22 protein-coding genes, 1 tRNA gene and 1 pseudogene are annotated in these 25,829 nt (G+C 59.2%); 8 read left to right on the top strand and 16 right to left on the bottom strand.

Annotation, left to right across the window (positions count from 1 at the left end):
• Positions 1-119 precede the first annotated feature (119 nt).
• On the bottom strand, positions 120-869 hold the full coding sequence (locus tag N2601_RS33140; protein ID WP_260305913.1) for an electron transfer flavoprotein subunit beta/FixA family protein: 750 nt from the start codon (positions 867-869) through the stop codon (positions 120-122).
• A 31-nt stretch (positions 870-900) separates the two neighbouring features.
• Entirely contained in the window at positions 901-3,342 is a 2,442-nt protein-coding gene (locus tag N2601_RS33145; protein ID WP_260305914.1) for a GcvT family protein, read from the bottom strand.
• A gap of 92 nt (positions 3,343-3,434) precedes the next feature.
• Here N2601_RS33145 and N2601_RS33150 point away from each other — a divergent pair, with 92 nt between their 5' ends.
• The gene (locus tag N2601_RS33150) at positions 3,435-4,379 is read left to right on the top strand and encodes a LysR substrate-binding domain-containing protein (protein ID WP_260305915.1); all 945 of its coding nucleotides are present in this window, start codon (positions 3,435-3,437) and stop codon (positions 4,377-4,379) included.
• On the opposite strand, the gene N2601_RS33155 is transcribed toward N2601_RS33150, so the two are convergent.
• The 10 genes and pseudogenes from N2601_RS33155 to N2601_RS33200 all read right to left on the bottom strand — a co-directional run bounded on the left by N2601_RS33155 (position 4,376) and on the right by N2601_RS33200 (position 16,245).
• Entirely contained in the window at positions 4,376-5,647 is a 1,272-nt protein-coding gene (locus tag N2601_RS33155; RefSeq protein WP_445945080.1) for an NAD(P)/FAD-dependent oxidoreductase, read from the bottom strand. The two genes, N2601_RS33150 and N2601_RS33155, sit on opposite strands and share 4 nt — an antisense overlap.
• Positions 5,577-6,672 (bottom strand): annotated as a pseudogene (locus N2601_RS33160) (aldo/keto reductase). Before N2601_RS33160 ends, N2601_RS33155 begins: the two are co-directional and overlap by 71 nt.
• A 30-nt stretch (positions 6,673-6,702) precedes the next feature.
• Entirely contained in the window at positions 6,703-7,437 is a 735-nt protein-coding gene (locus N2601_RS33165; protein WP_260305916.1) for an aspartate/glutamate racemase family protein, read from the bottom strand.
• 71 nt (positions 7,438-7,508) lie between these two features.
• The gene (locus N2601_RS33170; RefSeq protein WP_260305917.1) at positions 7,509-8,348 is read right to left on the bottom strand and encodes a substrate-binding periplasmic protein; all 840 of its coding nucleotides are present in this window, start codon (positions 8,346-8,348) and stop codon (positions 7,509-7,511) included.
• A 24-nt stretch (positions 8,349-8,372) separates the two neighbouring features.
• On the bottom strand, positions 8,373-9,035 hold the full coding sequence (locus tag N2601_RS33175) for an amino acid ABC transporter permease (protein WP_260305918.1): 663 nt from the start codon (positions 9,033-9,035) through the stop codon (positions 8,373-8,375).
• Complete coding sequence (locus N2601_RS33180; protein WP_260305919.1) at positions 9,035-9,679, bottom strand: amino acid ABC transporter permease; 645 nt, start codon at positions 9,677-9,679, stop codon at positions 9,035-9,037. The genes N2601_RS33175 and N2601_RS33180 overlap by 1 nt, the downstream gene beginning before the upstream one ends.
• Positions 9,676-10,440, bottom strand: coding sequence for an amino acid ABC transporter ATP-binding protein (locus N2601_RS33185; RefSeq protein WP_260306117.1), 765 nt, complete (start codon positions 10,438-10,440; stop codon positions 9,676-9,678). The genes N2601_RS33180 and N2601_RS33185 overlap by 4 nt, the downstream gene beginning before the upstream one ends.
• Before the next feature lie 345 nt (positions 10,441-10,785).
• Positions 10,786-14,049, bottom strand: coding sequence for an error-prone DNA polymerase (locus tag N2601_RS33190; RefSeq protein ID WP_260305920.1), 3,264 nt, complete (start codon positions 14,047-14,049; stop codon positions 10,786-10,788).
• Entirely contained in the window at positions 14,049-15,563 is a 1,515-nt protein-coding gene (locus tag N2601_RS33195) for a Y-family DNA polymerase (RefSeq protein ID WP_260305921.1), read from the bottom strand. Before N2601_RS33195 ends, N2601_RS33190 begins: the two co-directional genes overlap by 1 nt.
• A complete protein-coding gene (locus N2601_RS33200) occupies positions 15,484-16,245 on the bottom strand; it encodes an ImuA family protein (RefSeq protein ID WP_260305922.1) in 762 nt (253 codons plus the stop codon). The genes N2601_RS33195 and N2601_RS33200 overlap by 80 nt, the downstream gene beginning before the upstream one ends.
• Before the next feature lie 351 nt (positions 16,246-16,596).
• Here N2601_RS33200 and N2601_RS33205 point away from each other — a divergent pair, with 351 nt between their 5' ends.
• Entirely contained in the window at positions 16,597-16,965 is a 369-nt protein-coding gene (locus N2601_RS33205; RefSeq protein ID WP_260305924.1) for a VOC family protein, read from the top strand.
• Positions 16,966-17,077: 112 nt separating this feature from the next.
• On the opposite strand, the gene N2601_RS33210 is transcribed toward N2601_RS33205, so the two are convergent.
• A complete protein-coding gene (locus N2601_RS33210) occupies positions 17,078-17,338 on the bottom strand; it encodes a hypothetical protein (protein WP_260305925.1) in 261 nt (86 codons plus the stop codon).
• Positions 17,339-17,963: 625 nt separating this feature from the next.
• Here N2601_RS33210 and dinB point away from each other — a divergent pair.
• Entirely contained in the window at positions 17,964-19,052 is a 1,089-nt protein-coding gene (dinB, locus tag N2601_RS33215) for a DNA polymerase IV (protein WP_260305926.1), read from the top strand.
• Here dinB and N2601_RS33220 read toward each other — a convergent pair.
• Positions 19,049-19,546, bottom strand: coding sequence for an SOS response-associated peptidase family protein (locus N2601_RS33220; RefSeq protein WP_260305927.1), 498 nt, complete (start codon positions 19,544-19,546; stop codon positions 19,049-19,051). The genes dinB and N2601_RS33220 overlap by 4 nt on opposite strands.
• A 56-nt stretch (positions 19,547-19,602) precedes the next feature.
• Here N2601_RS33220 and N2601_RS33225 point away from each other — a divergent pair, with 56 nt between their 5' ends.
• The 5 genes from N2601_RS33225 (at position 19,603) to N2601_RS33245 (ending at position 23,125) form a co-directional block, all read left to right on the top strand.
• Positions 19,603-20,193 (top strand): SOS response-associated peptidase, encoded by a 591-nt coding sequence (locus N2601_RS33225; protein WP_260305928.1) that lies wholly within the window; start codon positions 19,603-19,605, stop codon positions 20,191-20,193.
• Between the two features lie 181 nt (positions 20,194-20,374).
• Positions 20,375-21,430 (top strand): non-homologous end-joining DNA ligase, encoded by a 1,056-nt coding sequence (ligD, locus tag N2601_RS33230; protein WP_260305929.1) that lies wholly within the window; start codon positions 20,375-20,377, stop codon positions 21,428-21,430.
• Positions 21,427-21,627, top strand: a complete 201-nt coding sequence (locus N2601_RS33235; protein ID WP_260305930.1) for a hypothetical protein — start codon at positions 21,427-21,429, stop codon at positions 21,625-21,627. Before ligD ends, N2601_RS33235 begins: the two co-directional genes overlap by 4 nt.
• 100 nt (positions 21,628-21,727) lie before the next feature.
• Positions 21,728-22,951, top strand: coding sequence for a hypothetical protein (locus N2601_RS33240; protein ID WP_260305931.1), 1,224 nt, complete (start codon positions 21,728-21,730; stop codon positions 22,949-22,951).
• Positions 22,952-23,033: 82 nt separating this feature from the next.
• Positions 23,034-23,125, top strand: a tRNA-Arg gene (locus N2601_RS33245).
• Positions 23,126-23,544: 419 nt separating this feature from the next.
• Here the strand turns inward: N2601_RS33245 and N2601_RS33250 are convergent.
• Together N2601_RS33250 and tnpC are read right to left on the bottom strand one after the other, a co-directional pair.
• On the bottom strand, positions 23,545-24,144 hold the full coding sequence (locus N2601_RS33250; protein ID WP_260305932.1) for a GTP cyclohydrolase II: 600 nt from the start codon (positions 24,142-24,144) through the stop codon (positions 23,545-23,547).
• A gap of 55 nt (positions 24,145-24,199) precedes the next feature.
• Positions 24,200-25,798, bottom strand: coding sequence for an IS66 family transposase (gene tnpC, locus N2601_RS33255; RefSeq protein WP_104825542.1), 1,599 nt, complete (start codon positions 25,796-25,798; stop codon positions 24,200-24,202).
• Positions 25,799-25,829 lie beyond the last annotated feature (31 nt).

Consider the following 25,829-nt stretch of genomic DNA (forward strand, 5'->3'; position numbering starts at 1 on the left):
ATTCCTCGTTCGGACTAGATCATTTCCGCTTTTCTTCGAACTGCGGAAACGCTCTATCTTTTTTCTATACGCATTCCGGACGGAAAACCGCTGCGCACTTTTCCTGAAAATGCTCTGCGTTACAGGACGCCGGCTTCGGTCTTGAGCTTCTCGACCAGTTCGGCAACCGACTTGACCTTGACGCCCGCCTTGCGGCCGCTGGGCTCTTCGGTCTTCAGCACCTTCAGCCGCGGCTCGGTCGACACGCCAAAATCGGCAGGCGACTTCTTGTCGAGCGGCTTCTTCTTGGCCTTCATGATATTCGGTAGCGAGGCGTAGCGCGGCTCGTTGAGGCGCAGGTCTGACGTGACGACAGCCGGGAGCTTGACCTCGATCGTCTGCAGGCCGCCATCGACTTCGCGGGTGACCTGTGCCTTGCCGTCACCGATCTCGATCTTCGAGGCGAAGGTCGCTTGGGCCGAACCCAGCAGCGCCGCCAGCATCTGGCCGGTCTGGTTCGAATCGTCGTCGATCGCCTGCTTGCCAGTAATGATGAGGCCCGGCTGCTCGGCATCGGCCACCGCTTTCAGGATCTTCGCGACAGCCAGCGGCTCGACCTGATCCTCGGTCTCGACCAGGATGGCGCGATCCGCACCCATGGCGAGCGCCGTGCGCAGCGTTTCCTCGGCCTTGGCCTGCCCGATCGACACGACCACGACTTCCTCGGCCTTGCCGGCTTCCTTGAGCCGCAGCGCCTCTTCGACCGAGATCTCGTCGAACGGGTTCATCGACATCTTCACGTTCGAAAGCACGACGCCAGAACCATCCGGCTTCACACTGATCTTTACGTTGTAGTCAACGACCCGCTTAACGGGAACGAGAATCTTCATGGTGTTCTCTCCTGAACTCGATCTTGACGACTCACGTGCGACCGCGCAGTGCATCGGGATCGTAGGGTGACTCAGCAATCACACGCGCCCTGCGCATTTCCCCGAGGATCGGCACCTCGAGTTCGATCCCGGGCTTGCCAAGCTCTGCAGGAAGCAAAGCGAAAGCGACGTCGCAACCAAGTGTATAGGCGTAGCCGCCGGAGGTAATGCGGCCGGCGAGCTTGCCGCCATAATAGACACCCTCATGGATGAGCGAGCTTGCTCCATCCGTGTCGATGGAAATCGTCACCGATCGCTGCTTGACTCCCTGCTCTTTCTGCCGAACCAGGGCCTGCCTGCCGATGAACTCGCCCTTGTCCAATCGAATGAAGCGATCGAGGTTGCTTTCCCAGGCTGTCAGCTCCGGGTTCATATCGCGATACATCGCACGATAGGATTTCTCCAGCCGGAGGGATTCCAATGCCTGTAGACCAATCAAACGCAGGCCGTGTGGCTCGCCCGCTGCCAGCAAGGCTTCGAGCAGATGCCGCTGATAGCAAAGCGGGTGATAAAGCTCCCATCCGAGTTCGCCCTCATAATTCACGCGCAACAGCCGGACGTCAGCGGCAAGACCGACCGTGCCTGATTTGACCCCGAACCAGGGGAAGCCCTCGTTGGACAGATCGAGTTCAGTGAGTCCCTGTAGCACCTCGCGCGCCTTGGGTCCGACGATGGTGAAGCAACCGCGCTCGTTGGTCACATTGCGCAGGTGAACCGTTCCGTCCTTCGGCAGGAGCTTGGAAAGGTCGTCGAAATTCCAGCGCTCGGCGCGTGGCGTCGAGATCAGGTAGAACGTGCCGTCCTCAAGCCTTGAGACTATATACTCCGCCTGCACGCCACCGTTCTTCGTCAGATAATGGCTGAGATTGACGCGACCGACTTTCGGCAGACGATTGGCGAGAATGCCGTCGAGCCATGTCTCGGCACCTGGACCGGAGACCTCGAACTTCGTCATCGGTGTCATCTCGACGAGGCCCACGGCATTGCGCACCGCGTGGACCTCTTCACCGACATATTTGCCCTTTTCCGTCCAGCGCCAGCTGTATTGATCCTTGGCTTCGACGCCTTCCGGCGCGAACCAGCTCGGCATTTCCCAACCGTTCAGGACACTCCAGACTGCGCCGCGCTTTGTGAGGATATCATAGGAAGGCGCCGTCTTCTGGGGTCGGGCGGCCGGCATGTCCTGGCCCGGATAATGCAGCTCGGCATGGGTGCCCCAGCTTTCACGCACCTTCTGCCTCGTCCATTCCTTGTTGGCATAATCGCCAAAGCGGCGCGGATCGAGTTCGGATGTATCGAGACTATTGGCGCCTTCGACAATGCGTTCCGACAGATAGTAGCCAATAGCGCCGCCCCATAGGATGCCGCCCGGCACGCCTTCAGCGATCCAGACATTCTCCAGGCCCCAGGCCGGGCCAACCAGCGGCAGCTCATCGGCCGTCATCTGGAACGGGCCGCGCACATTCGCCTTGATGCCGGCTCGACCGAGAGCCGGAACAAGTTCCATGGCGCGCTCCCAGTTCCAAGAGACTGAATCGAAATCCTCCTCCAGCAAGTCGGCGCCGAACCATTCCGGAACACCATTCTCCGCAAAGAGCTTCAGATGCTCGGTTTTCTCATAAGGCCCAAACATCAGGCCATCACCCTCCTCGCGCAAATAGCCCTCGAAGCCCTCGTCGCGCAGGATCGGCATTTCCGGCAGACCCTGCCGCTTGCGCTCCACCACTTCCGGCACTGTGTCGGTGATCCAGTATTGATGAATGATCGGGATTGCTGGAATCTCAAGACCGAGCATGGCGCCTGTCTGGCGTGCATAATTGCCGGTCGCCGATATGACATGCTCGCAAATAATCTCGCCATTGTTGGTGAGAATCTTCCACTCGCCGCCCGGCATGCGCTCGAAGCCGCGCACTTCCGTGTTGAGGTAGATCTTGGCACCACGATCGCGCGCGCCCTTCGCCATCGCCTGGGTCACATCCGCCGGCGCGATGTGGCCGTCGTCGGGGTGGTAGAGTGCGGCCAGCATGTCGTGATTGTTTTCAAGGAGCGGCCAGAGTGCGCGAGCCTCCTGCGGCGTCACGAGTTCGGCACGGATACCCTGAACGGCGGCGACGCTGATGTAGCTTTTGTATTCGTCCAGCCGATCACGCGTGTTGGCAATTCGCAGTTGTCCGCATTTATGCCAGCCGACATGCTGGCCGGTTTCCGCTTCCAGACCCTCATAGATCTCAATGGTCTTCGCAATCATCCGGCCGATATTGAGGCTGCGGGCATAAGACGGAATAAGGCCGGCGGCATGCCAGGTGGAGCCAGCGGTCAGTTGCGTGCGTTCCAGAAGCGCGACATCCGTCCAACCCCGTTTGGCGAGACCATAAAGAATGGCGGCGCCGACACAACCACCACCGATGACAACGGCGCGAGCATGAGTTTGCATGGAGAGTTCCCGAGTTGATTTCGGGCGAGACTACCGATGACAAATAGAGTTGTGACGTTGCAAAAAAATGCAAAGGGGCATAACTTCAGATTATGCACAGACTGCGATCGCTCGTTCCTTCCGCCAACTATCTGTTCGTCTTCGAGGCCGCTGCCAGGCGACGAAGCTTCACAGCCGCCGCCGAGGAGCTGAATGTCAGCCAGCCAGCCGTCAGCAAGACGATAAAGTTGCTGGAGGAGGCAACGGGATTGAGACTGTTTCGCCGCGAACACACGCGGCTGGAGCTGACCGCCGAGGGACAGAGGCTCTACAGGGAAACTCAACAGGCATTCGATCATTTGCACATGGTGCTGACATCCTTGCGCACCAAACACTCGAACGACACCGTCAGGGTGTCGTTCTCGGCTTCCTTTGTGCAGCTCTGGCTTCTTCCGCGCCTCAAGGATTTCAAGCTACGGCATCCCGACATCGCGCTACGCATCGAGGAAAGCAGTCGCGACGATCAAGATCTGGATGAGGAGAATATCGACATTTCAGCCCGGCTCGGGGCGGGAAAGTGGCCAGGAATGCATGCATGGCATTTCGTCACCGAGGAGGTCATTCCAGTTTGCAGCCCCGATTATCTCCGGGAGAGCAGACCCATCAATGAGCCTGCCGACTTGCTCAATCATAAGCTTCTGCATTTCGAAGAACGGCATCGTGTCCGGCTCGGCTGGCATGATTGGCTCAGCCGCCATTCAGTTCCCGTCGTCCGGCTTAATCAGGATTTCGTTTTCACCGACGCGTTGAGCTCGATTGAGGCTGCCGTTCTCGGGCAAGGCATAGCGCTCGGTTGGAAACACCTCGTTCATGATCATGTAGAGGCTGGTCGGCTGGTCTACCCGCTGGAGGCGGTGCATCGCACCGGTCAGACTATTTACATCGTCATGCCGGCGCAAAGGCCGGCAAAACATGGTGCCATGCTCTTCCGCGATTGGCTGCTCGAGCAAGGTGCCGACGAGCCCGTCTTCGTGGCGGCCGGGACGCAGTCGACCTAGAACCTCCCTCCGGCAAAGTGCGCGATTTGGGCTCCGACCTCATAGTAGGATTCCTTGATGATCCTGAAGGGCTGTTCGCTCACGTCCGTGATCGGCAGCGGCAGATCGACCTCCTGCAGTTCCCCGAGGATATGGCGAGCCAATATCTGCCCGAAAACGGTCCCCGGCGCTATGCCGCGACCGCTATAGCCGGAAAATCCCCCGATGTTCCGCTCGAAGCGATGGAAGCGCGGCAGGGCATTATCCGTCATGTCGATCTTGCCGTGCCACTCATATTCGAACTCAATAGGCCCTAGCCGCGGAAAGAGCCGCGCAAGAGCGCGTTTTGCCCAACCGACATGGATCGCCGTTCCCGAATTACGCAAGGCGCCGACGCTGCCGACTATCAGGCGGCCGGCCTTGTCCATCCGGAAAGACGAAAGGATTTCCTTCGTATCCCATGCCCCCTCCCGACCTGGAAGGATCGAGCTCTGCAGCTCGGATGGCAACGGCCGGGTGGCAAGATTGAAATATGGAAGATGGACTTGCTCGCGGCGAACCTTTGCCCAAGGTCCTTTGCTATAGGCATCGCTCGCGACTACAACCCATTCAGCGCATACGGAGCCACTCACGGTTATGACTTTCCAGCCGGTTCTCTCGGGCACGCATGAAAGTACAGGCGATCCGGTATGCAACACGGCACCGGCGCGCAGCGCCGCATGCGCCAGCCCACGCACATAGGTAAGCGGCTGAAGCGTGCCCGCACGCCGATCAAGAAGCGCACCGGTATAGGCCGTCGTGCCGATCCGGGTCGCTGTCTCAGCCGCATCCAAAAGCTCAACGGGTGCCCCACGTTTCTGCCATTGCCTCGCTCGCTCGGTAATCTCGGCCAAGCCGGATTTGCCAACCACGCAGTGCAAGGTGCCGTTGCGTTGGAGCTCGCACTCAATGCCGTGCTTGTCAATGATGGACATGACGACCTGCGGACAATCGCCGAGAAGCTGGAGCAGGCGCTCGCCATGGATGTCGCCGAGTTCTCCAGGCAGGTCGTCCGGTATCACCCACATGCCGGCGTTGATCAGGCCGACGTTGCGACCTCGACCGAAGCCGATTTCAGCACCCTCGAGCACGACAACGCTTCGCCCGGCCTCGGCAAGATGCAGGGCTGCCGAAAGCCCGGTAAAGCCGCCACCAACAATTACGACATCCGCGGTGAGCTCACCACTCAGGGGACATGTCTGAGGGGCCGCGATGGCCGTTCGGCTTATCGCCGACGCACACACCGCTATTCAATATCGCGGCCTGATAGGCGTCCGCAAACAGGGCATAGGGATAGGGCGCATCAGGGGCAGTTGCGCTGTCGAATTCGGATCGCAACTCGGAAGGGATCGTGAAATCCAGTGCGGCCAGATTGTCGTCCAGTTGCGAAAGCCGGCTCGCACCGACAATTGCGGAAGAGACACCAGGACGGTTCACGCACCAGTTGAGCGCGACCTGGGCCATGCCGCGGCCCATCTCGTCGGCGATCCTCTTCAGCACGGCGAGGATGCGATTATTGCGCTCGTTGAACAATCCGAGGCCGCCGCCGGACGTGTCCTGGGAAAGACGTCCCGCGTCCGCCGCGCCTGCTCGATATTTTCCCGACGGGAGCCCCATGGCAAGCGGGCTCCAGGCGGTGATGCCGAGACCAATTACTTCGGCGAACGGCACGAATTCATGCTCGATGCTCCGCTCGACCAATGAATAAGGCAATTGGGTTGGGTCAGTGCATGCGCTTCCGCCCATGCCTGGGCACGGGCCGCATACCAGCCCGGGACATCGGAGAGCCCGGTATAGCGGATCTTTCCGGCGCGCACGAGATCGTCAAACGTGCGCATGACCTCTTCTACCGGCGTCATGCGGCCCCATGTGTGGAGAAGATAAAGATCGATGTAATCGGTCTTCAAACGCTTGAGCGAGGCATCGACAGCTTGCATCATCGCCTTGCGACCGTTTCCACCGGCATTTGGGTTGCCGGGAGAAAGACTGTTGGAGAATTTCGTCGCGATAACGACGTCCTCGCGCAGGCCCTTTTCCGCCACGAAGGTGCCGAAAGTTTTTCGCTCAGCCCGCCGGCGTAAGAATTGGCAGTATCGATGAAGTTCCCGCCGGCGGCGATATATCGGTTAAAAATCGCTCGTGCGGATCCTTCATCCGCACCCCAGCTGCCGCCGATACCGCGAATGCCACCATTGCCGAAGGTCATGGTGCCGAGTGCGATACGGCTGACGCGCAGCCCCGAGCGTCCGAGCAGATAATATTGATCAACGGACATGATAGACCTCCCGTTTGAAGGGGCGACGTGTCACATGCAGCCGATATAAGGCTGGCGCGCAATGCTCTGCTGGACGTAGTTGATCATCGTGATGAAATCAAAAACCGGGCACCCCGTGGCGGCTTGCACCGCATGTGCATAGGGCGGCAAATCGCTGCACTCTAGGAGGATGGATCTCACATGCGGATTTTCTGCTACCAGGCGACGGGCAACCTCAGTCACTTCGCGCTCGATCGCAGCAGAATCCAGTGTCCCCCTTTCGTCGAGGATCGCCTCGCGAAATTCCTTCTGATCCTCCATCCCGGCAATCGCCAGGGAAATGCCATCCGGCACGTTGCAGGCCTTGAAATGGCGCGGAGTGAGCCGCGAGGCATTGGCCGTTATGACCCCAACGCTGCCGCCGCAAAGAGCATGCATGAACGGAATTTGCATCAAGCTGGAAAGAAAGACGGGAATGTCGAGCGCCGCCGCGACCTCTTCTTGAAAATAGGCCATGAAGCCGCAGGCACCGGTAACGGCCTTGACGCCCCTACTCTGCAATTCCAGGGCCGCTTCCACGAAAGCCTCTTTCAAGGCTGGATCACGCTGATTCAAAAGCCTGTCGATGGATGCACCCCGCACCTCCTGAAAACGGACAGGATAGGTGTAGGTGGTGGCATTGCCGACATTGCCGGGAACGCAGGGATAGGCAGCATCGAGGATCAGAATGCCGATCTGCTCTCCGTACCATGACTGCGTCTTGCGTGTGACCGTATAGACCGTCATCACCAGTGTCTCCCTATATCCGATCGTAGAAAAACGGGGGGAGGATCGCCTCCCCCGCACGACAAGAGGTTTTACTGAACCAGGCGCGGAGCGCCCGTCTCGCCAGCCGTTCCATCAAGACCGTAGGCCTTGAGGATCTTCACGATCGTCCCATCCTTGTGCATCGCCTCGATATTGCTATCGAGCGCGTCGCCGAATTCCTTTGCCTTCATCGAATAGGGAAAGGCAGCCTGGGCCGCTTCCTTGGTCGCCTTCACGCGCGGGTCGGCGGCCGCGACCGCGACCTTGACATCCTTCAGTGCGCCCTTCTGCGCAGCGACAACGCCCGTCGAGTAGCCGTCGACGGCGACATCGATGCGGCCGGCGAACAGATCCTGCTGCATGTTGACGGAATTCGGATAGAGCTTCAGCGACCCGCCGAGCAGCGCCTTGAGATCCGCGACCCAGAGATAGCCCTGGACGGTACCGACTTTTTTGCCCTCGAGATCGGATATATTCTTGAAGTTCTGTTTCGAATAGATCGCCATCTGGTCCGTGTAGAGCGGCGCAGACAGGTTCATGGCTTTGGCCCGTTCGGCGGTGCGATACCAGTCGCCCGTGGTGATATCGGCCTGGCCGGAAAGAACATATTGAATCGCGGCGGCAGGATCGACGGCAACGGCCTTGACCTTCAGGCATTCACGCTTGGCGAATTCAGTAGCGATATCGCCGTCAATCCCCTTCATGTTGCCGCTGTCATCGAGGTAGGAATGCGGCGCGTACGTCGTGACGGCGACCGTCAGAGTGCCCGGCTCGATGGTGGTGAATTTGTGCTTTGGCGTACAATCGGCAGCGTGCGCGATCTGGGTTGACAGAAGCATGCCGGCAATGGCGGGCAGTAGGAAGTAAGTCTTGGACTTGAATGCGGGCATGCCGAAATTCCTTTCTGTGGACGGTTAACGTTGAGCGTAGAGACTTGCGCGCTTCTCGACATGGCTGACGAGGAGAGCCGCTGGTATCGAAATGCAGGCATAAAGGGCACCTGCGCAGAGCAGAGCCGGGAAGTAGCGGAAGGTGTTGGAGCCGATCTCGTAGGCGCGGCTGACAAGCTCCGGCAGGGCGATCGCAAAACATAACGATGTGCCCTGGAAAATCAGGATCGAGAAGCCGAGAAGCGCCGGCAGCGCGACACGCAGACCCTGCGGAAGCAGGACGAAACGCAGCTCGTCGGTCCGGTTAAGGCCAAGCGCCTGGGCGGCTTCGCGCTGACCATGCGCGATTGACTGCAGGCTCGCCCGGATGATCTCGCTCGTGTAGGCACCGGTATTCCAGGCAAGAGCGATCACCGCCGCCACAAAGGACCCGATCGTCAACCCGACGCTTGGCAATCCGAAATAAATGAATTGCAAAAGTACCAGCGCTGGCGCTCCACGCCCGACCTCGACAAGAATAAGTGAAACGGCCCGGAGCGCCCTATTGCGCGCCAGCACGCCTAAGGCCAGCAAAAGCCCAAAGGGTATACCGAGCAGCAGGCTGAGCGCCGTGACCTGAAGGCTGATGGAAAGACCGCTGAGAAGGTCGGGCATCCAGGAGAAGATTTCCTCATAGGTTGGAAGCATCAGCGGGCCACCTTGGATCGGAGATGCGCATCGGCCATGCGCGTCAGCCAAGCCACGGGCAGGCTAAGTAAGATGTAGAAAAGTCCGACAATGGCGAAGATTTCCAGACCGCGGAAAGTCAGCTGCGAAAGCTGATTGCCCTGATAGACCAGTTCGGTCACGCCGATGGTCGAGGCCACTGCCGTCTCTTTCATCAAGCCGATGAGATAGCTTGCAGCCGACGGCAGAGCCACTCGGAACGCCTGCGGCGCCACGACATCCCTCATCGTATACCATCGACCAAGGTCGAGCGCTGTCGAGGCCTCCCATTGACCATGATGAATCGAGTTGAGAGCGCCGCGATAAATTTCTGTCATGTTCGCGGCGGCGATAAGGCCAAGGCCAGCGAGTGCCGCGACGAACGGGCTGATCGGAAAAAGGCTTATCCCGAGACCAAAGAAGATAATGAACAGCCAGAGGATCGGCGGAATGGCACGGATGATCTGAATTAAGATGGATGCGAGGAGGCGCACCGGGAAAAATCGGCTTCGGCGCGCTGCCAAAAAAGGTATGGCAAGCGTAGCACCGATCGCAAAGGAACCAGCGGTCAAAGCAATGGTCCAGGCGAAGCCACGAACAAACATGACGAGGTCGGCGGCGTTCATCGATGATGCACCGCGCGAAGGAAGCGGCGCGTCCGCTCATGCTGCGGATTGCGCATGACCTCGGCCGATGGGCCTTTCTCGACGATCTGGCCATCCGCCATGATCATCACCGTGTCGGATACGTTTTCGGCAAAACCCATCTCATGGGTGACGACGATCATCGTCATGCCGCTTGCGGCAAGCTCCCGCATAACAGCCAAGACCTCGAGCCCCAGCTCCGGATCGAGCGCGGATGTCGGCTCATCGAACAGTATCACCTCTGGATCAAGCGCTAGAGCTCGGGCAATGGCGATCCGCTGTTGTTGTCCACCCGAACAACGGCCGGGATACTGCGCTGCCTTGTCGGTCAGGCCGACGCGACTTAGCAGTTGCATGGAGCGCTCATCTGCTGCGCCCCTGCTCCGGCCAAGCACCCGTTCCTGTGCAAGGCTGACATTGCGTAAAACAGACATATGAGGAAAGAGATTAAACGACTGGAAAACCATGCCGACACGCCGACGCAGGCCCGAAAGCTCGGCACGAGATACCGGCTGCGCCGCGTTAATTGTGGTGGGACCAATAGTTATCGTGCCGCCCGACGGAGGCTCGAGATAATTAATGCAGCGAAGCAAAGTGCTTTTGCCTGAACCGCTGGGGCCAATGATTGCGAGAACCTCACCTGAACAGACGTCGAGATCGATCTTGTCCAGAACGGTATGCGTTCCGTAATGCTTGCTGAGCGAGTGCAGACCAATGAGAGTTGTACCGGTAGCGGCCTTCATTTCCGACCACCCTCGACACTTGCGTTGGAGCGTAAGTCTCGAACCATCGATATCGCATGCGATGTCACCAATACCGTCCACTCCCGATGAAGCGCACGCATCAGCGAGGGCGCGAACGGCCCGGCTCATAGCGTCGTGAATTTCTGCTTTGTTGATTGCTTCCTTTCGGAAGCGCCGTGTTCCCACTTTTCTTGGCCAGACTCTAACAGTCATGCATGGGGATGGCAGGCGAAAAAAAATAGCTACTTAGATAACTTGAGGTTATGCCAAGATGCAAATTGTGCGCCTTGATGGGGTTCGAAACCAGCGATCTCATGATTGCAGCGACCAACGAGCGGAGCCGCTCTACTGAAAATTCCGGCTTTTCACCTTCAGCGTATCGATATGAAGGTCGGGCGTGAACATATCCCTCGCCCGGACTCCCGGAGGCGCTTTTTCGCGTGAATCGGGACTGCCGGGAGAGCCATGGGCGAACTCGTCACCGCGCCCGGTGGTGGCACGAAACGTGCCGTCGCGCCCCGCAAGACCTGACAGATCGTCCGAGAAATCGAAGAGCTGCTGCGCGACCAGGTGAACCACCTCACCTTCGCGCTGGATCCTGCCGTTGATCGCCATCATGCTGGCGCCGAGCACCACGCGGCGCGAGCGCTCGAACAGCTTCGGCCAGACGACGACATTGGCAATGCCCGTCTCGTCCTCGATGGTGATGAACATCACGCCCTTGGCCGAACCCGGTCGCTGGCGCACCAGCACCAGCCCGGCCGCCATCAGCCACTTTCCGTCGCGCGCCTTCATCGCCTGCGCACAGGTGACGATCCGGCGCTTATTGAGATCGGCCCGCAGGAACCGCAAGGGGTGCTCCCGGAGCGTCAGCCCGACGTGACCGTAATCCTCGACGACGTTATGCCCGTCAGTCATCTGCCTGAGTTCGACGTTCGGCTCCTGCTGCTCGGCGATCGCCCGCGCCTCGCGTTCGGCCGCGGCGGTGAACAGAGGCAACGGCTCGTCGCGCAGCGCCTTGATCGCCCAGAGCGCATCGCGTCGTTCGAGCCGCAAGGCCGGCAGGAACGCGTCGGCTTCGGCGAGCTCGACGAGGGAAGCGGCCGGCACGCCCGACCGCCGCCACATGTCGTCCACCGATTTGAAGGACTCGTCGGCACGCGCCGCGACGATGCGGGCGGCGTCGGCGGTTGCCAATCCGCGCACCAGCCGCATGCCGAGCCGCACCGCATGCCGGTCAGTGCCTTCGACCCCCTCGAGCGTGCAGTCCCAACGCGACCGGTTGATGCAGACCGGTCGCACCTCGACGCCATGTTTCCTCGCATCGATGACGATTTGGGCCGGGGCATAAAAGCCCATCGGCTGCGAGTTCAGGAGAGCCGCGCAAAACACATCTGGGAAATGACATTTGATGTAACTGCTGGCATAGGCGATCAGCGCGAAACTGGCAGCATGGCTTTCGGGGAAACCATAGGAGCCGAAGCCTTCCAGTTGGCCGAAGGTGCGCTTGGCAAACTCCGGTGAATAGCCGTTGCGGATCATGCCGGAAACGAGCTTGTCCTCAAACCTGCTGACGCCGCCGGTGAACTTGAAGGTCGCCATGGATTTCCGCAGTTGATCGGCTTCGCCACCGGTGAACCCGGCACAGACCATCGCCACTTTCATCGCCGACTCCTGAAACAGCGGCACGCCGAGCGTCTTGTGGAGGACCGCCTCCAGTTCGGGCGTCGGATACTCGACCTTTTCCTTGCCCTCGCGGCGGCGCAGATACGGATGGACCATGTCGCCCTGGATCGGCCCGGGGCGCACAATCGCCACCTGGATGACGAGGTCATAGAAGGTCTCCGGCTTCATCCGAGGGAGCATCGACATCTGTGCCCGGCTCTCGATCTGGAAAGTGCCGAGCGTGTCGGCCTTGCAGATCATCGCATAGGTAGCCGCGTCCTCCTGCGGGATGGTGGCGAGGTCGAGATCCTGATGCCTGTGCTCGCCGATAAGGGCGAAGGCCTTGGCCATGCAGGTCAGCATGCCGAGCGCCAGCACATCGACCTTCATCATTTTGAGCGCCTCGACGTCATCCTTGTCCCATTCGACCACCTGGCGGTCAGCCATCGCCGCCGGCTCGATCGGCACGAGATGATCCAGCCTGTCATGGGTCAGGACGAAGCCGCCGGGATGCTGGCCGAGATGCCGTGGCGCGCCCATCAACTGCTGGGCAAGTTGCAAGGTCAGAGCCAGACGGCGATCCTCCGGATTTAGGCCCAGGGCACGAACCTGGTTCTCGCCGACCGTTTCCGACCAGGACCAGATGCCGGAGGAAAGCGCCTTGATCAGGTCTTCCGGTAGCCCGAGCGCCTTGCCGACATCGCGAATGGCGCCCTTGGCCCGATAGCGGGTCACGGTGGAGCAGAGGGCCGCCTTATCGTGGCCGTAGGTCTTGTAAATCCACTGAATGACCTCCTCCCGCCGCTCATGCTCGAAGTCGACGTCGATGTCGGGCGGCTCGTCGCGCTCCTGGCTGACGAAGCGCTCGAACAGGAGATCATTGGTATCCGGGTCGATCGAGGTGATGCCGAGCACATAGCAGACGGCGGAATTCGCCGCCGATCCCCTCCCCTGGCAGAGAATGCCCTGCGATCGGGCATAGCGGACGATCGAGAACACCGTCAAAAAATAGGGGGCGTATTTCATCGTCTCGATCAGAGCGAGTTCATGCCGGATCGTTTTTTCGACATGCGCCGGCAGGCCTTCGGGATAACGCGTCTTCACGCCTTCCCAGGTGTAGTGCTCCAGCGATTGTTGCGCCGTCATGCCGGGGATCAGCGCTTCCTCGGGATATTGATAGACGAGCTCCTCCAAGCTGAACCTGCAGCGCTCGACGATTTCCATCGTGCGTGCGAGCGCCTCAGGGTAGCGCGGAAACAGACGCGCCATTTCTTCCGGCGGTTTAATGAAGCGGTCGGCATGCCGCTCGCGCTCGAAGCCGACGTCATCGATGGTCGTGCCGGTGCGAATGCAGGTGACGACATCCTGCAGCTGCCGCCGGCCGGGCTTGTGAAACAGCACGTCATTGGTGACGACCGTCTTCACCCGGTGCTGCGCCGCCAGGTTTGACAGCTCGTGCAGCCGCAACTGATCGTTGGGACGCCGGCGCAGGCAGAGCGAGACGTAGGCGCGGTCGCCGAAAATCTCGGCCATCTTCCTCAGCTGCACGGCGCAACCATCGTCCGGCATGTCCGGGACCAGGACGCCAATCAGGCCTTCGGAATAGAGCCTGACATCCTCGAGATGCAGGATGCAGTTGGCTTTGCCGCCGCGGCCCTTGCCCAAGGTCAAAAGCCGCGTCAGCCGCGAATAGGCGGTGCGGTCGGTGGGATAGACGAGGATCGACATGCCGTCGGCGAGATCGAGCCGGCAACCGACGACCAGCCGCAGGCCGGTGGCGCGCGAGGCTTCGAGCGCCCGAACGATGCCGGCCAGGCTGTTGCGGTCGACAATGCCGAGCGCCTCGATGCCCATGAGCTTGGCCGTCGCGAAGAGTTCTTCCGCCGAGCTTGCGCCCCTCAAGAACGAGAAATGCGTGGTGACCTGCAGCTCGGCGTAGCGCATCAGGCAAACATCCCATGCAGGAACCATTTGTGCGATCCGGTGTCCGCATCGACCCCATCGCCGGAGCGGAAAATCCAGAAGCGCTCGCCGGCATCATCCTCGACGACGAAATAGTCGCGAACCGCGACCCATTCGGAGCTGCGCTGCCACCATTCACCGAAAATCCGCTCCGGGCCGTCGGCGCGTTTCACCCGACGCCGCTTGCCGCGCCAGATAAAGGAGACCGGCGGATGATCGGGCAACAGCGCAATCACCTCAATCGCTTCCGGATGTGGCAAGAGCCGCGACGGCCGCGGCCAATGGAGCGGCCAGGTGGCGCCGACCTCGTCCGCCGTCGGTGCGATCCGCTGCACACTGCGCTCGGGCACGTCGCTTGCCACCGGCGCGACACGAAAAATCCGCTGACCGCCGCGGTTTCCCAGCACGTCGATGAGCGGCGTCACATCGGTCACATGTTCTTCGATCAAAGAGGAGGCCGACTGCACCTCGACGAGCGGCTCGGCGATGATGGCCGCGAGGCTCAGCTTCTCGATCCCGAAGCCAGGCTCGATCTTCTCGATCCGGTCGCGGAAGAGTTTCGCCAGCCAGGCGATGTCGCGAACCGGCTTGGCCGTTCCGGCCCGGAGCGACTGAATTGTGTTGTCGACGCGGTGGACGATGAGGTCGGCACGCCGCACGCCAAGGCCGCGCTTCTCAAGCTCCAGACAGAGCTGCCGCACCAGGCGGCTCACATATCTCTCGATCGTCTCCGCAGCTCCGATCGGTTCGGCAAAGGATTTTTGGACCTCGACGAGATCCGCCGGTCGGATCGGGTCGATGGGCTCGGCGAGCCGGCCGTACATCTGATCGAGCCGGCGCCCGACCTCGGGCCCGAAACGCAGCGTCAGCGGCGCCCGCGGCGTCACTGCCAAATCGCCGACGGTGGCGAAGCCGAGGGTTCTGAGGCTCGCGACGATCTCGGCCGGCAGCCGCAGCGAGGATAGCGGCAAACGGTTTACGGCCTTGGCGGTCTCGCCGCGCCGGACGATGACCGTCTCGCGATCCGTGGACCGGGCAAGCGCATGCGCCGCACCCCAGGTGTCGGCGATCGCCGCGCGCGCGGCAAGACCCCGGGCGCGGAAGCGGTTGACGAGACCGGAGAGCATCAGGTCCTCGCCGCCCTGCAGATGATCTGCGCCTTCGGTATCCATGACGATGCCATCAGGGGGATCCATGGCGACTACGGGAGAATATTGCGACAGTGCCCAAAGCGTCAGCCGTTCGAGTGTCGCGAGGTCGGCCGCCGGATCGGCATCCACCATCGTCAATCCCTGAACCAGCGCCTGCGCCCTGGCGGCCGGCATCCCGACGCGTAAGCCCAGTTTTGCAGCGGCCCGGTCGGCCGCCGCCACCCATCGCTTCGACCCGCTCTTGGCGATCGCCACCAGCGGCGTGTCAGGATTGAGCGAAGGATCGGCGCGCCTGATCCGATCGGTCGGCAGCGTCGGAAGAAAGACAGATACGACCCTTGCCATCACATGCTCCGATAATGAATTGTCCTCCCTCGCCTGACCTGACCCGCATGAGCTCGGCCAGCCACCGCGCCCGCCCGACGCCCGGCACGGGCAGCGGCTCGGACGGCAGCACCGAGATCCGCCAGCGGGTTACAGCTGCCGTCGGCATCCCGAAATCGGAGGCTTCCGCCTGGCGCCGCCATCGGCGGATCACCAGCCCCAATGTGCCGGACTTTTCCGCCGCAAGCTGCAGCCGGCGCGAAGCCGTCATCGGCAGGCGCACCAGTTCGGCGACGACGGCGCCGAGGCCGCCATAGCGCAAAGCCTCTTCGAAGCTCGCGAGCACCGTCTCTTCCTTGTCGCATTCGACGAAGATGACGCGATCGGGGTGAAGTCCAACCTGGGCGAGCGCGGGAAAGAACAGATCGAAGCGGGTGAGGCACCAGACCACCTTGCCGGTGGTCCGGGCCGCGATGCCTCCAATGAAGAGCGCCGCGGCCGCGCCGTCGATCGCACCATTCCCGCCGCCGGCGACTTCATGCAGGGCACCAAAGGCCAGGCCACCTCCCGGCAGCTGCGCATCGATCTCGCCGACCCCGAACGGCAAAACACTGCGGCGGCGCATACCCGCTCCTTCCAGGCTGGCGATTTTCTCGCGCAACTCGTCGAGAACGGCATTCGAAGTGGCGACTGATGTGGTCATGATCTCCTTACGGCAACCCGTCTTGACTTGCGAAAATGCGATATGTTCTTTATTTGTTCTCAAAGCGAAAACGAGTCAATGCGCGCCGGACGCGTTCAAGTTGAGCGGGGCGTGGACCTGACGGATTCCATAAACGGATTCAATTCGATGGCTGAATTGGGAATTTTTTCACATGACCCCTAGAAGCGATCGGCATCTCAAAGCGAATAACGTCGTTTTCCAGAATGCTACGTCCACGAAAGCATCCGAGCTACACAAGAGTATTCTCACTTTGACTAGTGTTTGTTTTGTTTTCGCGCGAAATCCGCGTGGTACAGGGAGTGACGACATTTGTCTGATGTGGAGTTCTCTATGAATCTTCGACTCGAGCTTTTCGTTGCGAGCGTTAGAAAATCTGCTGATTTCTATTGCCGGTTCCTGGGCTTTCAAATCAGCGGGCACAGCTCAGACGGTTACACAAAACTGATTAACGGCGACGCGGTGATCGGTATCAATAGCGTGGAAGCTCTCGGCCAAGATCATCCGCTGTATGCCCATCAAAATGAGAGACTCGGTCGCGGCGTTGAAATTGTTCTCAGTGTCGACGACGTCGATTTCGCTTATGAAGTCGCAAGGAAAGAGCAATGTGACGTCTCCGATCTCGCTAGCCGCCCATGGGGTCTTCGAGACTTCCGCGTGACCGACCCTGACGGCTATTACATCAGAGTGACCAGCCGCTAGGCTGCAGGCCAATGTTTGCGGTCACCAATTTCGCCTTGAACCTATCCTTCTTGCCGCGGCGTGGCGGGTGCTTTGATTGCGCTCCCTGGCTCCAAGCCGTGGAGGCATAGGCTCAAGCACGCAATGCCCGCAACTCGTAAGATGGCACGCGCCGGCGCTTGCCGTCATCATCCCGATAAGCGGCAACCCTGCTCAAAAGAGGTGGAATAAAATCCACTTCCTCGAAGGTTACGGGGACCGTGTAGAGGATGGCGGCATTTTCGTTCGCCCATTTCACCTCACGCCTTGTGATGGATGGAGGCGCAACGCTGAGCAGGACACCGAGCGCGGATAGCGCCATCGTCAAAGTGAGCAATGCGAATTCAACTGTCATGACGAACGGCGGAAGCGGTCCCATCAACGCACCAAGGATTGCTCCAGCCAGAAAAACCACAGCCGGAGCAGCCATAGACCAGATTGTTATCGGTGAGCGGAGCACATAATTCAACATTGCTACAACCATTCCTGCCGTTTGATTTTGAAAGAATATCGATCAGAGCGGCGACTGCGCAAGCAGCCAATTCCACGACGATGGCCCACACTTCCAGGCGACCGTCAAAGCGTGACCTCATCGATTCTGACAAGATCGGCGCCTAACGAGTGTGTGCCTTAAGCTCATTCGTTCGTTGACGGCGGCCCTAGCATTTTCGACCAGATGAACCGATCAGCGACCTGACGAGCCAGCGGAGGACCGTCTCTTGCAGCCTGAGTATAGAGGACGCAGCGATCTTCGACTCGCGCCGAGATTAATAGGAGGTGGCATATGGCCTCCCCCTCACCCGCCATTTTGGCGTTTCCTGCTGTTGATTTCCACGGGATGAGAACGCTGCCGGCGGCCGGTAGCTGCGACGGCCAGGGCTAAGCGCCGATCGAAATGGTTGATATCGCGCCGAAGCCTGCTATGTTCTCTTTTTGTTTCGGCAGTGAATGCCGATACAATCGCGATCGCCGAAGCCGCCATGAATGACATGAGCACGACCCCCGTCCGAAAAATCGTCCATGTCGACATGGACGCGTTTTATGCGTCGGTCGAGCAGCGCGATAATCCGGAACTGCGAGGCAAGCCTATTGCCGTCGGTGGATCTGCCGCTCGCGGCGTGGTCGCGGCGGCGAGCTACGAGGCGCGCAAATTCGGCGTTCACTCAGCGATGCCGTCGGTCACCGCCAAACGCAAATGCCCCGACCTGATCTTCGTGCCGCCGCGCTTCGATGTCTATAAGGCGGTGTCGCAGCAGATCCGCGAAATCTTCGCCGAATACACGCCAATGATCGAGCCGTTGTCACTCGATGAGGCCTATCTGGATGTCACGCACAATCTCAAGGGCATGGAGATCGCCACCGAGATTGCACTGGAGATCCGCGCCAGGATCAAAGCGGTCACCGGCCTCAACGCCTCGGCCGGCATCTCCTATAACAAGTTCCTCGCGAAGACGGCGAGCGACCTCAACAAGCCCAACGGCCAGGCGGTCATCACCCCGAAGAACGGGCCGGCCTTCGTCGAAGCCCTTCCCGTCAAGAAATTTCATGGCGTCGGCCCGGCAACGGCGGAAAAGATGCACCGGCTTGGGATCGAAACCGGCGCTGATCTCAAGCAGCAGACTCTCGAGTTTCTAGTCGAACATTTCGGAAAGTCCGGACCCTATTTCTATGGCATCGCGCGCGGCATCGATGAGCGCCAGGTCAGGCCGAACCGGGTGCGCAAATCCGTCGGCGCCGAAGATACATTCTCACAGGATCTCCACGCTTACGAGCCGGCCCGCGAAGGGCTTCAGCCGTTGATCGAAAAGGTGTGGGGTTATTGCGAGGCCAATGGGATCGGCGCCAAGACGGTGACGCTCAAGGTCAAATATGCCGATTTCAACCAGATCACCCGCAGCAAGACTGTTCCCACTCCTCTGGCCGCGATCGCCGACCTGGAGGAGATCGTCGGCCTGCTGCTGGCGCCGATCTTTCCGCCCCGAAAGGGCATTCGCCTGCTCGGCGTCTCGCTGTCGTCGCTCGAAAGGCGCGCCGCCGGAACGGAACCGCAACTGCGGTTGGCGCTTTAGACCGCCAGCATCGGCTGGGCAGGCTCGCCGGCGCGACGCTTGACCCGGAAGGTGCCCGCCGGCAGCGGCCGGAGGATTTCCTCTTCGTGGACAAGTCCATCCAGCCAGGCCATGCGCTGGTCGCGTGCCAGCACCGCCATCTGCCGATCGTGAATAGGCGCGATGTCGGCATTCGCCTCGATGGTGAGGATGGCATAGGCCTCCGGCCAATTCTCAGACGCCGGCCGCCAGATCCCCGCGAAATAGAACCAGTCGCCATTGGCGAGCGAAAAGCTGAAGCTTTTATGGCGAAACTCCGAGGCCGGCACTAGGCAGCGGTGGGTCGGAAACGTCCGTCCTTCCGATCGGACGACGTTGACGGCGCGTGGACCGCCGTCCCGCGGGCGCAGTCCCCACGGCAGCTCCACCATCTCCACATCGCCGTCATGGCGTCTTATGATGACGCGGCGCTCGTCGAGCGGGGCGTCGGACTGGAAAACCTTCGCGCTCATCATAGATAGAACATATCAGGAACAATTTTTCGAGGCAACCAACCTGAAATGAGGGACGTATGTGCAATGATTATCGGCTGATGGTGGATGCTGCTTCGATCGCAAAGGACTTCGCCGATCTGAAGATCAAGATCCGCTTTGGTGAAGGCATACCGAACCTCGAGGCGCGGGAGGACATCAAGATCACCGATGTCGGCCCCATCGTCCGGACGATCGATGGAGCCGGCGATGAGGCCGAGCTCGTCCAGCGGCGCTGGAGTTGGCCGGGACCGAACAAGCGCCCGGTGTACAATTTCCGGTCGGAAGGTCGGGAGTTCACGTCAAATCGCTGCCTGATCATTGCCGACGGCTTTTACGAGTTCACAGATCCGAAGGACCCGAAAAAGAAGCGAAAGGACAAGTGGCTGTTCACGAAGAAGGACGAGCCGATCTTCTGCATAGCCGGCATCTGGCGCGAAACGCCGGAGGTGGGCCAAGCCTTCACGATGCTGACGATGGCGCCGGGTCCGGACATCGCGCCATACCACGACCGGCAGATCGTTATCCTCGATCGCAAAGCATGGGCGGATTGGCTCGATCCGTCGGTCTCGGCAAAGTCGCTGATCGGGCCGCTTTCCGCGGGCACCCTCGCCGTGGAACAGGTTGGGTAGTCCCCGGGGGCAGCGATATCGCCTCGCTCCAAGGGTTTGTTTTCGGGTTTGGGAAAGCCGTACAGACAAGCGCTGGCGCCAGCGATACCGGTTTCGTCGCACCGGCATTGCGTGAGTAATCCCCTGCGATCACTCGACTGAAGGACTCGACTCTTCAGATCCACTCTGATGCATTGTCAGCATGATCAAGCCACCAGGAAAGAAGACGCAACCGCTGTTGGGCGCCGCGGAAGCACCCCTTCGAAGCCGCGCGCGAAAACCGCGCGACCCAAAGCAGCCGATATTGCCGTTTGATCCAATGCCAGATCGTGTCGAGCCATGCCTGGCGCTCCCCGTGTCGAAACCGCCCAAAGACCCGCAATGGATCTACGAGGTCAAATGGGACGGGTATCGTCTCGCGATCCACGTCGAGCCAACGAGAGCCCGCGTCCTTACTCGCGGTGGCCACGATTGGACGCATCGGTTCCCCTCCATCGCGCAGGCCGCGTCCTGGCTTGGCGGAACGATGATCCTCGATGGTGAGGCCGTCGTGCTCGATGAACAGGGCCGCTCCGATTTCGGCGCCTTGCAGCAGGCCCTCGGCGGCCGCGGCGGCAAACGAAGTGCCGGGGAAGCGATCTTTTTCGCCTTCGACGTCATTTATCTCGACGGGCATGATCTCCGGGGCATGGCGTTCTCCGAGCGCCGGCAGATGCTCGAGAGCATCATTCCGGCAGACAGTTTCGGCGCCATCCGGCTTTCCGAAGCGATCGAAGCCGATGGTGACGAGCTGTTCGCGTCAGCCTGCGAGCACGGGCTCGAGGGGCTTATCGCCAAGAAGCTCGATGCGCCCTATCGATCAGGCCGTCTCGGTGACTGGCTCAAGATCAAATGCGTCCGAAGCGACAGCTTTTTCATCATCGGCTATGAACCTTCCGCGGCGGCGCTGGGCGGTATTGGCCGATTACTGCTCGCCGCTTATCGCGGCGACGATCTCGTCTATGTCGGCGGCGTAGGCACCGGGTTCAAGGAGAGCGTGACAATCCGTCTCCGGCAGGATCTCGATAAGATCAAGACGGCGAAACCGCCCGTCGAGCTTAAGCGCAAAGGCGCGATCTGGGTTCAGCCGACCCTAATCGTTGAAATCGAGTATCGAGCTTGGACGCATGACGGAAAACTTCGGCACGCCTCATACAAGGGCCTGCGTGAAAGACAGGATAACGCGGCAGTCTATCGAATTGGCGGGGAATCGACATGAAGGGCATTTTCGAAAACATTAGTGATCCGGATAGCGCCGCAGAAGCTGCGGTCGAGTTGTTTGGCGCAAAAGCCGCGACCGCTGTCGCCTATTGCGCTCTTCAAGCTCGAACTGACCAACGAAACGAAGACTACAAGTTTTGGTTTGAGACTTTCTGTCGTCTGACCGGGCTGCCATCAATGCACATCGCACATTAGCCGGTTGTTCGTTGCGAGCGCCTTGATAGGAGTGGAACCAACAACCCTGTTGTTACAAAATTCCCTCTCTCCAAGATACGTAGGCTATGCGGGAACCAAAATGAGCCGTGAGCAAGTACATTTAAACGAAGTTGCCCGACACCTAAAAAGAGGAGAACAAATTCCGCATGACTTGATGAACTCGGCGATCAACGAGATCACAGATACATCTTTCAGTAAAAATGAAAGAATTGCTGCCTCGCAGATATCCGAGAGCGCCGGGAAACATCTTGAATCTTGGGCATTACTTAACTTCATAAGCGCAAAATATAGCAAAGAAGAGGTAAATGCGATCATAGAGACGAGAAAAAAACTCGTCTCTCGATTAGCAATCGTGCTTCCCTCAATAATTGACATATTCAAATTAACGGACATTCGTGACATATCGTCCGCAATTCATCAAATATATGATTGCGCTGGAGATTATCCCGTAATTGAGAAATCTCAATTTTCGTCTCAGCAACGAAAGAAGGCAGTCCAAGGGATCAATTCGATCATACAATTGGCAGAGCAGTTGGATGAAGTATTGGATCAAGCTTCAAGGCACGTAGATAGCGAGTTTCATCACCACAAAGACGCGATTGCGCGTTTCTATGAAACCGAACACGAATTGAGGCATATTGAAAATCTGCGCCGTGAGCTAATGGCATTGCGTTTTGCTTCAAGGCTGACCCTATATCGCGACAGTGTAGGCGAGCGATCATTCTATGTAGGTGACAACAAAGCGAAAACTCATGTTGTCGAATGTGCGTATCGACTAGCTTTGCAGTTTGGTGCGCCGGCTCTTAAAACAACGCCAGGATCAGACTTTTCGAACCTTTGCAGCCTCATTCTTGAGCTTGCGACGGGGATACCGCACGAAAGCTTGGCAGGTGCCATCAACAAGTTTGCTCGCAGCCCCGAAAGACGAGAGATAGATGAAGAGGAAAAAATTCACCGCTATGAAAATAGTGACGAGGGCATGGCAGAGTATGAATCTGACAATTTTTCCGGCGTGAAAGCACGAATAATATCTTTGGAGGCGGAAGAAGCTTTCTGGCAAAATATGCTGTCTTCGCAGTCATGGGATGAAAAATCGATTCAGCAAATTTCGATACGTATGCTGGACGTCATCCAGCAAAAGCAAACAGCTATGAAAGAACACGGTCCCTTCATTGTGTGGGCAAGCCAAATGAGCCGCACCACGTTAGACGAATGGCGACAAGAATCTGAGCGGCACGAAAATAAGATGTTGTCTTTGGCTGTCGAACTCGGCCAGAGAGTCCGTAACCGCCGCGCTGATTGACCTGCTTTTTCGAAATTGTCTCAAGGTTGGTCAACAATACGATGCCGAAGCAACATACAACAATATCGTTCGCTCCTAGAGCGACGGTGTAGCTTAATGGATAGAGCCCTTACTTTCGACAGCCCGACTATTCGGCTGGGTAAGGAGGTGCAGGTTCGACTCCTGCCGCCGTGACCGAACATGGGGAGATTCGAATCTCTCTCGCGGCTTTCGCTGCTTTGCGGCCGTCGTGGTCTTGACCATCAATTGCGGCCCGGTCTGAACCTTCTTGCCGGACCGGTAGAGCTCTGGAACTGTCGAATGCGATCGGTGCGGAGGCGGCGAGCCTGTCCGCTTTTGGTGGAAGGACTCGGCTGTGTGAATGACCGAGATGAGGGCGCGAAGCCGCCGATGAACGCATTCATCGCAATCCTCATTAAACCCCATCAGTGAAGGAGCTTTTCGCCTTGAAGGGAATCGAACCGAAGACATGTTCGATTGCCGCGTGACATTGCGACAGATTTTAAGCGGGCGCTGGGCCTGATGTTCATTCCGATGGCGGATCCGTCGGTGGCCCGACAATTCGGTGAGGGTCGGGGCGCAATGGCAAGGGTTTAGTCGTCTGTCCCGAACGGCTTCATGAGATGTCCGAGCTTCATCGCCTTGGACCTCAAATAGGCCTCGTTCGCGGGAGTTGGCTTACTCATGTGGGCAATACGTTCAACCAGGATTCCTTCAGATTCAATGCCGTTTATCTTCCGAGGATTATTCGTGAGCAGCCTGCATCGGGTTATCCCAAAGTGCTTCAGGATAAATCCGGCGCGTTCATATTGGCGCGGATCGAGCGGAGACCCGAGAGCCTTGTAGGCGTCAGCCGTGTCGAGCCCCTGCGTAGCTGTGATGTTCATTCCGCGTATCTTCGTCAGCAGGCCGGCACCCCGACCGTCGCACAGCATGTAGATGAAGATGCCGCCCTCCTCCTGAATCCGGTGAAGAGCGGTTTCCAGCTGCCAATGGCAGTCACAGTCAGTGCTTTCGAATATCTCGCCAGTATAGCAAGCACTCTGAACACGGACGAGCGGAATCCCGTCGCCATAGTCCGAGACGAGGGCAAGCACGTTATCTTGCTCGTTTTGGGACCACGCAAAGTCGTAGAGGTCGAATGTTCCGAACTTCGTATTCAGAGGTGACTTAGCTATTTCCGGTAGGCTCATCTTCATTCGTAAGCGCGCGTTTCATTGCACGTGGTAAGCGGCTTGAAGGGGCAGCTCAGGCTGGCTGGCTTTTGAAGTTAAAGGGCAGCAGGTCGTCGATATCGACATCGTCGGGGCGCTGCGGCAGTTCGGTGAGGACGTGGCGTAGCCATGCGAATGGTTCGACACCGCAGGCGCGACAGGTCAGCATCAAGCTGTAGATGACGGCACTGGCTTTGGCCCCCTGGACTGTATCGCTAAAGAGCCAACTCTTTCTTCCAGTTGCAAAAATCCTGATGTCGCGCTCCAGCAAATTGTTGTCGATCGGCATCCTGCCGTCATCGGTATAGCGGGTCAGATAGTCCCATTGGTTGAGCGTATAGGAAACGGCATCGCCAAGCTTGGTGTCGGGCACGACCTTTGGCGCGATTTTGTCGAGCCATTCCTTGAGGGCGGAAAGAACCGGAACGCTATGTTTCTGGCGAAAGCGACGCATGTAATCGGCCTGCGTTTCGCCGTCATCGGGCTTTTCGTCCCGCACCTGCCTTTCGATCCGATAAAGCTGGTCGAAGAACTTGATGGCCTGTGCCGGCGGCCCACCGGGTTTCTTGCGCGCCTTGAGAGCCTCGACAAAGCGCCGCCTGGCATGGGCCATGCACCCGACATGCGTGGCACCTTTCAACGTGCGCCAGGCCTGATAGCCGTCACTCATCAAGATGCCGCGGTAGTCGCCAAGAAAGGCCTGCGGATGCTCTTGTCCGCGGCCGGCCTGATAATCGAACAGCACGATCGGCTGTTTACTGTCTTCGCCACTACGATAGGCCCACATGTAAGAGATGCTGGTGGGATCCTTGCCCTCTTCCTTCAGCACCTGGACTGTGGTCTCGTCACCATGGATGATCGTCTGCGATTGGAGCCGCAGTTTCAGCGCGTCATAGATACGAACGAGGTGTTTCTCGCTCGAACTGATCACCCAGTGGCCGAGAGCGCCGCGGCTGACAGGAACGCCTGCACGCTCAAAGGCCTGCGCCAGACGATAGAGCGGTGTGCCATCGACATATTTATGGACGAGCGCGAAGGCCAGCGTCGAGGCCGTGGCTATGCTGCCGGGCAAGGGCTGCTTCGGCATCGGCGCGATGACAACAGGCGTATTGATCCCGGTCCGGTCGCAGTTGCGGCATGCATATTTTGCTCGGACATTCTGCAGAACCTTCGCCTTCACCTCGATGTGAAGCTGTTCTGTGACCAGTTCGCCCATGCGGTGCATCTGATGGCTACAGCACGGGCAGACCTTCTGATCGTCGGCAAGGTCATATTCGACGCGCTGGCGCGGCAGGTTTTCCGGCAACGGCCTGCGACCAGGTTTCTTGCGTTCCGGCTTGTCGGTCTGCGGCAATCCCGTGTCCGGAAGATCGATGGTATCCGCCTCGTCGGCGAGGTCGCAACCCTCGTCCCCCTCAAGGACGCTCTGCTCGGCTTCGTTGAAGATGCGATCCACGTGCTTTTCACTACGCGGCGCAAAACGATGCAACTGCGCCAGCGCCAGCTCTTCCTCGAGCTTGAAGACGCGCTGCGCAAGGGTATCTTTCTCAGCCTTCAGCGCGGCAATCTCGGCAGCATTCGCCGCCAAAAGCGCCATCAATTCTTCAACGGTCGGGGTACCGGTTCGAGTCATCGCATTTTTGAATCTGAACCGCTCCCCTGCG

Source organism: Rhizobium sp. CB3060 (genome assembly GCF_025200735.1).
GTDB lineage: Bacteria > Pseudomonadota > Alphaproteobacteria > Rhizobiales > Rhizobiaceae > Rhizobium.